General features: G+C 73.8%; 12 protein-coding genes and 1 riboswitch. Of the genes, 6 read left to right on the forward strand and 6 right to left on the reverse strand.

Translation table 11 applies throughout. The annotated features are described in order from the left end of the window. Positions 1-117: 117 nt before the first annotated feature. The gene (locus ACYVG5_RS01015) at positions 118-825 is read right to left on the reverse strand and encodes a class I SAM-dependent methyltransferase (protein ID WP_222045168.1); all 708 of its coding nucleotides are present in this window, start codon (positions 823-825) and stop codon (positions 118-120) included. Between the two features lie 87 nt (positions 826-912). Between ACYVG5_RS01015 and ACYVG5_RS01020 the strand changes: the two genes are divergently transcribed. From ACYVG5_RS01020 to ACYVG5_RS01035, 4 genes are all read left to right on the forward strand, one after another. Further along, the gene (locus tag ACYVG5_RS01020; RefSeq protein WP_222045456.1) at positions 913-2,649 is read left to right on the forward strand and encodes a bifunctional 3'-5' exonuclease/DNA polymerase; all 1,737 of its coding nucleotides are present in this window, start codon (positions 913-915) and stop codon (positions 2,647-2,649) included. A 184-nt stretch (positions 2,650-2,833) separates the two neighbouring features. After that, positions 2,834-2,986, forward strand: a riboswitch (cyclic di-AMP (ydaO/yuaA leader). 203 nt (positions 2,987-3,189) lie between these two features. Continuing rightward, positions 3,190-4,095 (forward strand): hypothetical protein, encoded by a 906-nt coding sequence (locus ACYVG5_RS01025; protein ID WP_460682897.1) that lies wholly within the window; start codon positions 3,190-3,192, stop codon positions 4,093-4,095. A gap of 129 nt (positions 4,096-4,224) precedes the next feature. Next, on the forward strand, positions 4,225-4,689 hold the full coding sequence (locus tag ACYVG5_RS01030; protein WP_222045173.1) for a RidA family protein: 465 nt from the start codon (positions 4,225-4,227) through the stop codon (positions 4,687-4,689). Between the two features lie 49 nt (positions 4,690-4,738). Beyond that, the gene (locus tag ACYVG5_RS01035) at positions 4,739-5,506 is read left to right on the forward strand and encodes a creatininase family protein (protein ID WP_222045175.1); all 768 of its coding nucleotides are present in this window, start codon (positions 4,739-4,741) and stop codon (positions 5,504-5,506) included. Between the two features lie 37 nt (positions 5,507-5,543). On the opposite strand, the gene ACYVG5_RS01040 is transcribed toward ACYVG5_RS01035, so the two are convergent. Then, positions 5,544-7,331: a thiamine pyrophosphate-requiring protein gene (locus ACYVG5_RS01040; RefSeq protein ID WP_222045177.1), complete on the reverse strand. Its 1,788-nt coding sequence runs from the start codon at positions 7,329-7,331 to the stop codon at positions 5,544-5,546. Next, positions 7,328-8,029: a DsbA family protein gene (locus ACYVG5_RS01045; protein WP_222045179.1), complete on the reverse strand. Its 702-nt coding sequence runs from the start codon at positions 8,027-8,029 to the stop codon at positions 7,328-7,330. Before ACYVG5_RS01045 ends, ACYVG5_RS01040 begins: the two co-directional genes overlap by 4 nt. A gap of 132 nt (positions 8,030-8,161) precedes the next feature. Here ACYVG5_RS01045 and ACYVG5_RS01050 point away from each other — a divergent pair, with 132 nt between their 5' ends. Both ACYVG5_RS01050 and ACYVG5_RS01055 read left to right on the forward strand, forming a co-directional pair. Then, positions 8,162-9,727, forward strand: coding sequence for an alpha/beta hydrolase fold domain-containing protein (locus tag ACYVG5_RS01050; protein ID WP_222045181.1), 1,566 nt, complete (start codon positions 8,162-8,164; stop codon positions 9,725-9,727). Further along, entirely contained in the window at positions 9,724-10,833 is a 1,110-nt protein-coding gene (locus tag ACYVG5_RS01055; RefSeq protein ID WP_460682898.1) for an L-dopachrome tautomerase-related protein, read from the forward strand. The genes ACYVG5_RS01050 and ACYVG5_RS01055 overlap by 4 nt, the downstream gene beginning before the upstream one ends. A gap of 73 nt (positions 10,834-10,906) precedes the next feature. On the opposite strand, the gene ACYVG5_RS01060 is transcribed toward ACYVG5_RS01055, so the two are convergent. The 3 genes from ACYVG5_RS01060 to ACYVG5_RS01070 all read right to left on the reverse strand — a co-directional run bounded on the left by ACYVG5_RS01060 (position 10,907) and on the right by ACYVG5_RS01070 (position 12,979). After that, positions 10,907-12,118 carry a zinc-dependent alcohol dehydrogenase gene (locus ACYVG5_RS01060; protein ID WP_222045183.1) on the reverse strand — a complete coding sequence of 404 codons (1,212 nt, stop codon included), beginning with the start codon at positions 12,116-12,118 and terminating at the stop codon, positions 10,907-10,909. Between the two features lie 85 nt (positions 12,119-12,203). After that, positions 12,204-12,446 carry an acyl carrier protein gene (locus ACYVG5_RS01065; protein ID WP_222045185.1) on the reverse strand — a complete coding sequence of 81 codons (243 nt, stop codon included), beginning with the start codon at positions 12,444-12,446 and terminating at the stop codon, positions 12,204-12,206. Between the two features lie 98 nt (positions 12,447-12,544). Continuing rightward, the gene (locus ACYVG5_RS01070) at positions 12,545-12,979 is read right to left on the reverse strand and encodes a hypothetical protein (RefSeq protein ID WP_222045187.1); all 435 of its coding nucleotides are present in this window, start codon (positions 12,977-12,979) and stop codon (positions 12,545-12,547) included. Positions 12,980-13,002: the final 23 nt, after the last annotated feature.

The raw sequence follows: 13,002 nt of genomic DNA on the forward strand, positions 1-13,002 counted from the left end.
GCACGGCGCTTGTGCGGGAAGACTGCCTGATGACGCCGTCGGCCGACCAGCGGGGTCCGGTGGCCGCACCCGACAGGAGGAGGATCCGGCCCCCGAACGGCTGGTCAGCGGTGCAGGTCATGCCGCGACGGCGGACACGAACACGCAGACGCCGTCCCGGTCATCGGCTCGTTTCCGCAGGCCGACGACCCGCAGCAGCGCGAGCTCGACCCGGTGCGCCAGCCGGCGGACGCCGGAGTACTCCATCTCGCCGCCCCGCCGGACCTCGATGCGGTCGAACCCCGCCTGACGGACGTGCTCGGTCAGCATCCAGTCGGGCAGGATCGTGATGTGCCCCGGCTGGTAGTAGTGCCTGGGGCCGAAGAAGACCGGAGCGCCCCTCAGCACCATCTTCAGCAGTGAGTGCGGGTGGGTGACGTTCGGGGTGCTGACCAGGAGGCGGTCGCCGGTGCGGAGCAGCGCCCGGATCGACCGCAGGACCTGCCGGGGGTTCTCCACGTGCTCCAGCGTCTCGACGCAGACGACCAGGTCGAACGGGCCGCGGGTCTCGTCGCTCCACTCGGGATGGTCCAGGTCGAGGCGGTGGATCCACTCGTGCGGCGGGAACAGGTCGGTCGGCACCACGTCGAAGCCGGCGTCCCGGAGCCGGAGCGCCAGCGCACCGCAACCGGCGCCGACCTCCAGGATCCGGCCGCCGTCGGGGAGCGCCGCTCGCACCAGGTCGACCGCGTACTCGTGCACGCCCGGAGCGGCGTGCACGGAGTGGCCCTGGTAGGACCGGACGCTCGCCGTCCGCTGGATGGTCTCGGGCTGTGGCCGCGTCACCCGTCCAGGCTCTCATCCCTGGCCCGCGTCCGCGTGGGCTGCGCGCGTGGCGGCATCGAGGTGCCGGCCATCGGCGAGACTGCACCGGTGAACCGGATCGTCCTCGTGCGTCGCGGCGGGAGCACGGTCGAGGCGCGCGAACGCGCCGACGACGGCCCGGGCGTCCGGGTCGCCAGGCTCCCGGCCGCCGATCTACCGGGGTTCGTGGCGGAGCGGGAACGCTCGCCGGTCCGCTGGGTGTGGGACGACACCACCCGGTGGTACCCGGCGCTGCTGGCCGCCGGCGTCCGGATCGGACGCTGCTGGGACCTGCGGCTCAGCCACGCGGTCCTCCGCCGGTCGCCGTTCGCCGATCAGGCGTTGCTCGCCGACGACCAGACCCCGGGCTGGGACGCCCTCCAGCCGGTCACCACCGCCGACCCGGCGCTGTTCCCGCTCGCCGACCCCGCCGACCGCCTCGATCCGGCCGCCGAGCACGCGCGCCAGCAGGCGGCGCTCGCCGCGTCACCGGCACGTGCGCGGTTGGAACTGCTGCTCGCCGCGGAGTCCTCCGGCGCGCTGGTGGCCGCCGAGATGACCTCTGCCGGGCTGCCGTGGCGGGTCGACGTGCACCACCGTCTGCTGCGCGAGCTGCTGGGCCCGCGCCCGGCACCCGGCCGGCGGCCGGCGGTGCTGGCGCGACTGCTGACCGACGTCCAGGCGGCCTTCGCGGCGCCCGGGCTGAACCCCGACTCGCCGGGTGGGCTGCTGCGTGCGCTGCAGGCCGCGGGACTGCCGGTGGACGACACCCGCTCCTGGACGCTCGAGCAGCTGGAGCACCCGGGCATCCCGGCGTTGCTGGAGTACAAGAAGCTCTCGCGGCTGCTCCAGGCCAACGGCTGGAGCTGGCTGGACACCTGGGTGAGCGGTGGCCGGTTCCGCTCCACCTTCCTGCCCGGGGGCGTGGTGACCGGGCGGTGGGCCGCCAACGGCGGCGGCGCGCTGTCGGTCCCCGTCCAGGTCCGCCCCGCGGTGGTCGCCGACGACGGCTGGCGCTTCGTCGTGGCCGATGTGGCGCAGCTGGAGCCGCGGGTGCTCGCCGGCATGAGCGGCGTCGCGGCGATGGCCGAGGCGGCCCGGTCGTCCGACCTGTACCAGGGGATGGTGGCCGGCGGCGCGGTGGCGACCCGGGCAGAGGCCAAGGTCGGCATGCTCGGGGCGATGTACGGCGGTACCCGCGGCCAGAGCGGCCGGATGATGCCGCGGCTGACCCGCCGGTATCCCCGGGCGATCGGACTGGTGGAGGAGGCTGCCCGCGCGGGGGAGCGCGGCGAGGTGGTGCACACCCTGCTCGGCCGCGGGTCGCCGCCGCCCACCGGCGCGTGGGCGGATCGCCCGGTGGGGCTCGGCGAGCACCCGGACGGGGTCGGGTCGGACGGGGTCGGGTCGGACGGGGTCGGGTCGGACGGGGTCGGGTCGGACGGGGTCGGGTCGGACGGGGCCGGGTCGAGGGAGGACCGGGCCCGCCACCGCCGCGCCTGGGGCCGGTTCACCCGCAACTTCGTCGTCCAGGGCACCGGGGCCGAATGGGCGCTGTGCTGGCTGGCCGGCCTGCGCAACCGGCTGTGGCACCTCGGCGGCGCCGGCACCCTGGATCAGCGCCCGCACCTGGTGTTCTTCCTGCACGACGAGGTGCTCGTGCACACGCCGGCGCACCTGGCCGATGCGGTCGTCGAGGAGGTCCGCAGTGCGGCGGCCGAGGCCGGCCGGCTGCTCTTCGGCGGGTTCCCCATCGACTTCCCGCTCGATGTCGCGGTGGTCGGGTCGTGGGCCGACGTGGACTGAGGGCCCGGCGCCGGCTCGGAGGCCGGGCGGCGGGAACGTCAGCGGGTACACCGCCCGGCGGCCGAGCGGGGGAGCAGCGACGCTCGTCACCTGACGAATCGTCGGCCGATGATTGTCACGACTGCATAACGGCGGTTACCGTGGCGGCGTCCAGTCGGTCGTCACGCCCCCGCCCGGGGAGTCCGAGCGGACGCCGCCGAGTCGCCCTCCGGGGCGAGCCGGGGACCCATCGAAGTACTGGGGTGAATCCTGCTCCCGGGCGCACCGTCCGGGGCGGGTAGGGCCGCTTCCCGCCCGAACCCGTCAGCTAACTCGGTAGGCGGCAACCGGAAGAACGGAGAGCCGCCGGATGGCGCGCCCTTGCCCTGCCGTACCACCTCGTCTCTCCCGGTACTCCTCCCGCCGGATGCGCCCGCGCAGCTGACCGGGCGCGGCCGTCCCGTACGGACGCCGCAGCCCTCGCTGCCCGCACATCCCGGAACAGCCGCCCCGCCCTCGGGGCCACCGCTGTGCCCGTACCCCCTCGGAGCTCTCGTACCCATGGACCGCCGCACCACCACCTCCGGCCGCGCTGCCGACCGCCGCAGCCGGGCCACCCGCTCGCGACACCGCCCGCCCACCGCGGCCCGCCGGCCCGGGCTGTACCTGGGTGCCGCCGTCGCCGGCGCCCTCCTGGTCGGTGCCGGAATCGGCACCGACCCCGCTGCGCAGGCCGATGCCACGGCGACGGAGCCGGTCAGCGTCGCCCAGGAGCTCGGGCTGACCGCCGGATCCGGCCCGGTCGATGTGGCCGAGGAGCTCCAGCCGCTCGAGGAGCTGGCGGTCAGCCGCAGCACCCGCGAGGCCGCGGAGGTCGCGGCACAGCAGGCGCAGGCCGCGGCCGACCGGGCCGAACTGGACCGGCGGGCCGCCGAGGCGGAGGCCGCAGCGCCCGCTGCCGCCGACGCCGAGGCCGCCGAGGCCGCCGCCGCCGAGGCCGCCGGGGCGGCCGCCGCGGAGACTGCGGCCCGGTCCAGCGCCGTTGCCGGCCGCACGACCGGTAACGCCGCGGCGCCGGCTGCCGGGGCGCCGGCTGCCGCGGCGGCGGGCGTGGCCGCGCGGATCAGCAACAGCGCCGGGAAGGTCAAACCGCACGTGCAGGCGGCCGCCAACACCGTGATGGGCAACGTGCCCGGCATCCGGTCCATCGGCGGCACCCGCGCCAGCGCGGCCGATCCGAAGGGCCACCCGTCCGGGCTGGCGCTGGACTACATGACCAGCCCCGCCGTCGGCGACGCGGTCGCCCAGTACCACATCGCCCACTGGGACGAGCTCGGCGTGGACTACATCATCTGGCAGCAGCGGATGCTCTCCTCGCCGAACGGCTCCTGGAAGCAGATGGAGAACCGGGGCAGCGCGACGGCGAACCACATGGACCACGTCCACGTGAACCACCGGGCCGGCTGACCCGTCGCCGGCGAGCTCGCCGGGCAAGGTCCACGACAGCACCACGGTGCTCGGGCTCTCGTACCGATCGCCGGGTTCCCGGCACCGCCCGCCCTGCCGTTCCCATCGAAAACAGGCCAGGATCTGCCCATGGACGTCGAGAGCTTGCTGCGCGAACGCGGCATCGAGTTGCCGGAACCGATGGGGCCGGGCGGCAACTACGTGCCTGTCATGGCCGCCGGAGATCTGCTGTTCCTGTCCGGGATGGGGCCCGTCCGGGCCGACGGTGGCCTGGTGACGGGCAAGGTGGGGGAGGGCGGGCTCGACCTGGACACCGCGCGGGAGGCCGCCCGGCTCACCGGCCTGCAGCTGCTCGCCGCGCTGCGCGCGGAGCTGGGCGACCTCGGGCGGGTCCGGCAGGTCGTCAAGCTGTTCGGGATGGTCAACTGCCGCCCCGGTTTCAACCGGACGCCGGCCGTGATCGACGGGTGCTCGGACCTGTTCGCCGAGGTGTTCGGGAACGCCGGCCGGGGAGCTCGCTCCGCCGTCGGCATGGCCGAGCTGCCCTTCGACATCGCCGTCGAGATCGAGGCCGTCGTCCGCGTGGCGCCGTGAGCTGCGGTGCGATGCACTCCGGGGATCCACGACGAACGGGAGAACGCACGTGCTGCTGGAGAAGATGACGTTCGGCGAGGTCCAGGCAGCGCTCAGCGAAGGACGGCGCGACGTCGTCGTCCCGTGCGGAGCGGTGGAGCAGCACGGCCGCCACCTGCCACTGGACGTGGACGCGGTCCACGCCGAGCGACTGGGTCAGGAGGTCGCCCAGCGACTGGGAACGGCACTGGTGGCCCCGACGATCCGGGTGGGTGTGTCCCCCCACCACATGGCCTTCCCCGGAACGGTCAGCCTCCAGCCCGCCACGTTCGAGGCGGTCTACTCCGACTACTGCCGCAGCCTGGCCGCGCACGGCTTCCGCACCATCCTGTGCTTCTCCGCGCACGGCGGGAACTTCGCGCCGCTCGCGGAGATGGAGCAGCGGCTGGACGACCTGGTCGGCCCCGACTGCCGGGTCATCGTGTTCGCCGACCTGAACGGGCTCATCGAGACCTGGCGGACCGCCGTCGCGGAGGCGGGAGGGAACCGCGACGACGTCGGCGGGCACGCGGACGTCGCGGAGTCCTCCGTCTACTCCTACATCCGGCCGGGCGAGGTGCGCACCGGCCACCTCGCCCGGGGCTACACCGGGCCGGTGGACGACGCGGTGCTGCAGCGCCTGTTCACCGGTGGGATCAAGGCGCTGTCGGACACCGGGGTGATGGGCGACCCGCACGGGTTCTCCAGCGCCATCGGTGAGCTGTGCGTGCAGCGGGTGGCGGACATGATCGCGGCGCACTTCGCCGGGCGGATGCAGGCCGGCGGGCGCGGGACCTGACGCGACCCGGGACCGGTGACCGACGCGGCGGCGGTGCTCAGGGCTGCCGGCGGCGCTCCTGCTCGGCGTACGTCTCGAGCAACCGCTGCGCGCCCTGGCCTGCCGCTCCCTCCTGCGCCAGCCCGGCGCGGAAGGAGTCCAGCTTCGACCTCCCTGCCGGGAACGGTGGCAGCAGGGGTACGTCCGGGTCGACCAGCACCTCGAGCACGACCGGCCGGTCCGCGGACAGCGCGCGGTCCCACGCGCGACCCAGCTCCGCCGGGTCCTCGACCCGGATGCCGGTCAACCCGAGCAGGTCGCCGTAGCCGGCGTAGGGAAAGTCCGGCAGCGACTGGCTGTCGTCGAACCGCGGGTCACCCTCCATCTCGCGCTGTTCCCAGGTGACCTCGGCCAGGTCGCGGTTGTGCAGCACGCAGACGACGAACCGGGGGTCGGCCCACTGCCGCCAGCGGTGCGCGACGGTGACCAGCTCCGCGTTGCCGAGCATCTGCATCGCCCCGTCACCGCTGAGCACCACCACCGGGCGGTCGGGCGAGGCGAGCTTGGCGGCCAGCCCGTAGGGCACCGAGCAGCCCATCGACGCGAGCGTGCTCGACAGGTGCGCCGGCACACCGCGGGGCAGCCGCAGCTGCCGGGCGTACCAGTACGTCGACGAGCCGACATCGACGGCGACCTGGGCGTCGGCGGGCAGCCGCGGGGAGAGCTCCGCGACCACCAGCTCGGCGTTCACCGGCCGCGCCGGGGTCCGGGCCCGTTCGGCCGACAGGTCGTGCCAGGAGCGGACGGCGGACTCGACGTCGTCCCGCCAGGCGTGGTCGGCGCGTTCGGTCAGCAACGGGAGCAGAGCACGCAGCGTGCCGGCGGCATCCCCGGGAAGCGGCACCTCGACCGGGTACCGGTTGCCCAGGTGCCGGCCGTCGATGTCGATCTGGACCGCCCGGGCCTGCCCCGGTGCGGGGTAGTACTCCGTCCAGGGGTCGTTGGTGCCGACCATCAGGAGGGTGTCGCAGCCACCGAGGAGGTGCCCGCTGGCGCTGGTGCCCAGGTGGCCCATGACGCCGGTGGCGAAGGGCAGGGCCTCGTCGACGTACGGCTTGCCCAGCAGGCTGGTGGCCACGCCCGCGCCCAGCCGTTCGGCGACGGCCACCACCTCCTCCTGCGCCGCGCGGGCGCCCTGCCCGACCAGGAGCGCCACCCGCCGGCCGGCGTTGAGCACGTCGGCCGCCGCGCGCAGGTCGTCGGCCTCGGGCAGCACCCGGGCCGGCCGCCACACCGGGGCGGTCACGACCACGCCGTGCGACTGCTCGGGCTCCGGGGCCGGCTGCTGCTGCACGTCGTGGGGCAGGACGACGACGCACGGGGACCGGGTCGCCAGCGCGGTGCGCATCGCCCGGTCGAGCACCAGCGGCAGCTGCTCGGCCGTCGTCACGGTCTGGGCGAACTGGGCGGCGACGTCCTTCACCAGCGAGAGCAGGTCGATCTCCTGCTGGTACTCCGCGCCGAGCACCGAGCGCTCCTGCTGGCCCATGATCGCGACGACCGGCACGCCGTCGAGCTTCGCGTCGTAGAGCCCGGTGAGCAGGTGCACCGCACCCGGACCCTGGGTCGACAGCACGACCCCGACCCCGCCGGTGTACTTGGCGTGGGCCACCGCCATGAAGGCGGCGGCCTCCTCGTGCCGGGCCTGCACGAACGCCGGCTCGCCGGCCCGGCGCAGCGCACCCAGCACCGCGTTGATGCCGTCGCCGGAGTACCCGTAGACCCGCGGCACCTGCCACTGGCGCAGCCGGTCGACGACGAGGTCGGCCACCAGTCGCTCGCTCACGCGGGCACCCCGCCGGCCGCACCCCGGGCCGCGTCGGCGGCGCGGCGCACCAGGTCGTCGTAGGCGGTCGGGTCGTCGGCGTCGACCACCGGGTAGCCCGCGTCCTCCCAGTGCAGTTCGATGCCCGGGTTGTGCACGCTGGAGCCGTCGGCGAGGAAGAAGTGCGGGCTGCCCTGCACCTCGTCCCGGTGCGCGCGGTAGTCGGCCATCATCGCGCCCCGCGCCCGCCCGTCGTCCAGGGCCGCGGCCACCGCATCGGCATCGACCCGGTCGCACGACCGCGCGACGTCGACGACCTCGTGCAGCATGCTGATGCACCGGCTGTCCCGGAAGAAGGCCAGCCGTAGCGCCATGTCCAGCTGCTCGGCCGCGGCCGGCGACTGCGCCGCGGCCGCATGCACCGCCTCGTTGGCCGGCAGGCTGGTGACCGGCCAGGCGGACCGGTCGGCCTGCCACGGGGTGAGACCGAGGTCCGGTTCGAGTGGGCCGACGACGGGGATCTCCGCATCGAGCATCCGCTCGGGGATCGCGAACCGGTTCACGTCCTCCAGCAGGAATAGCCGCAGGTCCAGTCGCACCTGCTCGTCCAGCCCCAACCGGGACCGGGCTGCGGAGAAGCGGTGCAGGGCGACCGTCGACCAGGCGCACACCACGTCGGTGTACACGGCCACGGTTCCGGGGGCGACGTCCACGGTCATGGTGACGTCCTACCCGGGGCGCGAGGGTCCACGCCAGACCGCACCGGCCGGGGGGACACCGTGTCCCCGGGCCGCCGGTGGGTAGGCGGGAGAGGACCGATCGCGCATTCCCAGCAACCGTGGAGGCTCCCGATGGCCCTGCAGTACCCGACGCAGCCCGGCGACATCGACCATCTGATCGCTGACGACCACGCCATCGTCGAGCGGCAGTTCCAGCACCTGGAGGCCGGCCGCGGCAACCGCCGCGTCCTGGTCGACCAGATCTCCTTCGAGCTCGCGGCGCACGCGTTCGCGGAGGAGACCGTGCTCTACCCGATCTGGCCCGAGATCGGGATGACCGACGAGCACGACGACGCTGAGCACGAGCACCAGAAGATCAAGGAGCACCTCGCCGTCCTCGGGCGTACCGAGCCCGGCGAGCCCGAGTTCGAGCAGGCGCTCACCCGGCTCATGGAGGTGGTCCGCCACCACGTCCACGACGAGGAGGACGAGGAGCTGCCGGAGTTCCGGGCCAAGGCCGGTGCCGAGCGGATGGCCGATCTCGGCAGGCAGTTCCTCACCGCGAAGCGGCAGGCACCCACGCGGCCGCACCCGCACGCCCCGGACGAGGGCATCGCCGAGCGGATCGCCGGGATGCTGGCCAAGCCGCTGGACATGGTGCGCGACATGCTCTCGGGCCGGCAGCAGGAGCTGGCCACCGACGCCTCCGGCCTGCTGGACCCGCAGGCGCAGGCGATCGTCGACGCGCACTCCTCGCTCGGTCCGCTGCCGTTCGAGATCCTCACGCCCGAGCAGGCCCGCAAGCAGCCCGGCCCCGACGACGCGGTGCGGAAGGTGATGGCCGACCGCGGCATCTCCGGCCCCGAGCCGGTCGGCTCGGTGCAGGACCTGACGATTCCGGACGGCGCCGGAGGTGAGCAGGCGCTGCGCGTCTACACCCCGGCGAACGCCGGGGCCGGACCGCTGCCGATCGTCCTGTGGATCCACGGCGGCGGGTGGGTGCTGTTCGACATCGACACCTACGACGCGTCCTGCCGCGGCATCTGCAACAAGGCGCAGGCCGTCGTCGTCAGCCCCGGCTACCGGCGGGCACCGGAGGCCGTCTTCCCGGCCTCCCATGACGACGTGCTGACCGCCTGGACGTGGGTGCGGGAGAACGCCGCGCAGCTGGGCGGGGACCCCGCCCGGATGGCCATCGGGGGTGAGTCCGTGGGCGGCACCATGGCCGCGGCCACGTCCCTGCAGCTGGCCGCCAACGGCCGGCCGGCGCCGCTGGCACAGGTCTGCGTCTACCCGCTGACCACCGGCGAGCAGTTCGGCGAGTCGATGGAGGACGCCGCCGACGGCCGCCCGCTGAACCGCGCGCTGCTGTCCTGGATGGCGATGCACGCCTTCGCGGGCAAGCCCGAGGCGGCGACCGACCCGCGGATCGCCCTGCTGGACTGGACCCCCGCGCAGCGGGCCGGCATGCCGCCGACGCTGGTGATCACCGACGAGCGCGACGTGCTGCGCAGCCAGGGGCAGCAGTTCGCCGCGGACCTGGAAGCCGCCGGCGTGCCGACGACGCACCGGTACTACACCGGGGTGATGCACGAGTTCTTCGGCGCCTCCGCCGTGCTGGACAAGGCCGAGGAGGCCCAGCAGGAGGCCGCGCAACACCTGCTGCGCGCCTTCGGCGCCCCCGGGGTGTCCCGGTGACCGAGGCAGCGCAGCCCGCCGGCCACGAGACCATCGGCACGCTCGAGGTCGTCCACCTGTTCACCGGGGCGATGCCGACCGGGGTGAGCGTCTCGCACACCGGCCGGGTGTTCGTCTGCTATCCGAAGTGGGGCGACGAGGTCGGGTTCACCGTGGGAGAGGTCCGGGACGGCGACGTCGTCGCCTTCCCGAGCCAGGAGCTCAACGACAACCGCTCCGACGCCGATCCCGACCGGCTGGTGTCGGTGCAGAGCATCGTCGTCGACCCGGCGGACCGGCTCTGGCTGCTGGACACCGGCAGCCCGATGTTCCAGCCCACCCAGCACGGCGGACCGAAACTCGTCTGCGTCGACCTGGCCACCGACTCGGTGGTCCAGACGATCCTCTTCCCGACCGACGTCGCGCTGCCCACGACCTACCTCAACGACGTCCGGTTCGACCTGCGTCGCGGGGCGGCGGGGACGGCGTTCATCACCGACTCCTCCGACTCGGGGCCGAACGGGATCATCGTGGTCGACCTGGCCTCGGGGGAGAGCTGGCGGCGGCTGCACGAGCACCCGGCCACCAAGGCCGTGCCGCCGCCGGACCTGCGGATGGTCGTGGAGGGCCAGGAGTTCATCGAGCGGGCCGACGACGGCTCGACCTCGCCGATCTGCATGGGCGCCGACGGGATAGCGATCGCCGCCGACGGCAGCCGGCTGTACTGGTGCCCGATGGCCGGCCGGCGGTGGTACAGCGTGTCGGTGGACGCGTTGGCCGACCGGTCGACCGGCGATGACGCGGTCGTGGCCACGGTCGCCGACGAGGGCGACAAGGGCTGCGTCAGCGACGGACTGGAGACCGACGACCAGGGTCGGCTCTACGTCACCGACGGCGAGCACGACGCGATCCACCGGCGGCTGCCCGACGGGTCGTGGGAGACCGTCGTCTCCGACCCCCGGCTGCTGTGGCCCGACACCATGTCCGTCGCGACGGACGGCCACCTCTACGTCACGGCCAACCAGCTGTACCGGCAGGCCAAGTACCGCGGGGGCGCGGACCAGCGCCGCAAGCCCTACGTGCTGTTCCGCACGCCGATCGACGCCGGGCCGGTGCAGCTGCGCTGAGCTCTCTCTGCCCCGGACGACGCAGCCCCCGCCGAGAGTCGGCGGGGGCTGCGTCGTGGTCGGGCGGAGCGGTTCAGGACGGCGCGATGACCGCCTTGGTCCAGCCGCTCTCCCGTCGGTCGAACGTCTCGTAGGCATCCAGCACCGTGGGCATGTCCTCCACCTGGGTGAGCACGGTGGAGGGGTCGATCGCGCCGGTGCGTACCAGGTCGAGCAGGCGGGGCAGGTACCGCCGGTGGTTGCAGTTGCCCATCTTCACGCTGAGGTTCTTGTTCATCGCCGCACCGGTCGGGAAGCTCGTCAGCTGCGGGGGGTAGACGCCGATGACGCCGATGCTCCCGGCCTTGGCGACCATCTCCACCGCCCACTGCAGCGCCTGGCTCGGCGCGTCGCCGGCGACGTAGGTACCGCCGTGCGGGTTCTGGTCCGGGGCGACCTGGGACCGCTCCTGCTCGAACGCCGCCGCCTGTTGCTGCGCAGCCTCGGCCGCCGGGCCGGACTTCGGCCGCTGGGCGTCGACACCGACCGCCTCGACGACCCGGTCGACGCCGATCCCACCGGTCAGTTCCTTGACCACCGCGACCGGGTCCTCGGTGTTGAAGTCGATCGCCTCGGCCCCGCGTGCCCTGGCCTGGTCCAGGCGGCTGGCCACCCCGTCGATGATCAGCACCCGGCCGGCGCCCTGCTGGAAGGCGCTGGTGACGGCGAACTGGCCGACCGGCCCGGCACCCAGGACCAGCACCGTGTCGCCCTGGCCGACGTCGGCCAGCCGGCAGCCGAACCAGGCGGTCGGGTAGATGTCCGACAGCAGGATCGCCGCGTCATCGCTGACCTCGTCGGGCAGCCAGACCGGCCCGACGTTCGCGAACGGCACCCGGGCGAAGTCTGCCTGCAGTCCGTCGACCGGTCCGGTGGTCTGCGGCCCGCCGAAGAAACACGTCCCGGCGGCTGCGCCGTTGGGGTTGGCGTTGTCGCACTGCGCGAAGTAGCCGGCCCGGCAGTAGGAGCAATAGCCGCAGCCGATGGTCGATGGGATCACCACGCGATCGCCGGAGCGCAGGTTGCGCACCCCCGGACCGGTCTCGCGGACGATGCCGACGGCCTCGTGACCGAGGATCGTGCCCTCGACCATCCCGGACATGGTGCCCCGCACGAAGTGCAGGTCGGTTCCGCAGATGGCGCTCGCGGTGATCTCCACGATGGCGTCGGTCGGGTCCTGGATGGTCGGGTCGGGAACGTCGTCCAGTCGGATGTCTCCGACGCCGTGCCATACCACTGCCTTCACTGCGTGCCTCCTGGCTCGTCTCCTGGCGGGTGGACCTGCCGGACTACCTCCGGGGCGCCCGTCGGGACGCCCCGGAGGAACTCCGTCATTGGGCGGCGGGGCCGGCCTGGTCGGTGCCGGACAGCTTGGCGAGGAACTGGTGGCAGCGGGCAGCTCGTTGCGAGTCGCCGTCCATGACCTCGCGGAAGAAGCCGGCCACGTCGTCCAGGCCGGCGTTCTCCGCGTCGCGCACGTACTGGCCGTAGTCGTGCCCGGCCTTGAGCGAGTGGTACTGGACCGAGATCAGGTCGAACATGACGTCCTCGAAGCCGGTTTCGCCGGTGGCCATGGTCTTCTCCTTGAGCGTCAGGGTTGTGACCCTCGGCTCCTGCCCGGGTAGCTGCCGGGTCACACCAGGGATCTCGATGTGTCGGTGGACCCGGGATCTCAGCGCGTGGCCAGACCACCGCCCTCGGCGCGGCTGTCGGGGTCGATGCCCAGGCTGCGGAGGAGATCGGCGTCCCGGACGGTGTCGACGTGCGCGTCGAGCACCTGCTCGGCTCGCGCGGCCTGCTCGGTCATGCCGCGGGTGCGCAACGTCTGGAGGACATGGCTCTTGTCGATCAGCATGGCGTAGGTCAGTCGGCGGGCGGGCCGGGCGCCGGCGGGGGAGCGGTGGGGTCGGTCGGGTTCGGCTGCGGCGAGGGAGCCGGTGGCGGCGGTGACACGGGGTCGACCGGGGACGGCGAGGGAGACGGCGGCTGCGGCATGGGAGACGGCGGTGACGTCATGTGCCGACGCTAGCCCCGGCAGCCGTGGCCCGCGCACCGGACCGAGGGGGGCCGCCGACACCGTGCGCCGGGTCGTTAGCGGACCGGTCACCGGGGTAGGCCCATCCTCGTCGA

Source organism: Modestobacter lapidis, from assembly GCF_054780755.1.

Coding starts and splice junctions, on each gene's coding strand:
- ACYVG5_RS01025 (WP_460682897.1), top strand. CDS start 3,190: ATGGACCGCCGCACCACCACCTCCGGCCGCGCTGCCGACCGCCGCAGC.
- ACYVG5_RS01030 (WP_222045173.1), top strand. CDS start 4,225: ATGGACGTCGAGAGCTTGCTGCGCGAACGCGGCATCGAGTTGCCGGAA.
- ACYVG5_RS01045 (WP_222045179.1), bottom strand. CDS start 8,029: ATGACCGTGGACGTCGCCCCCGGAACCGTGGCCGTGTACACCGACGTG.
- ACYVG5_RS01050 (WP_222045181.1), top strand. CDS start 8,162: ATGGCCCTGCAGTACCCGACGCAGCCCGGCGACATCGACCATCTGATC.
- ACYVG5_RS01065 (WP_222045185.1), bottom strand. CDS start 12,446: ATGGCCACCGGCGAAACCGGCTTCGAGGACGTCATGTTCGACCTGATC.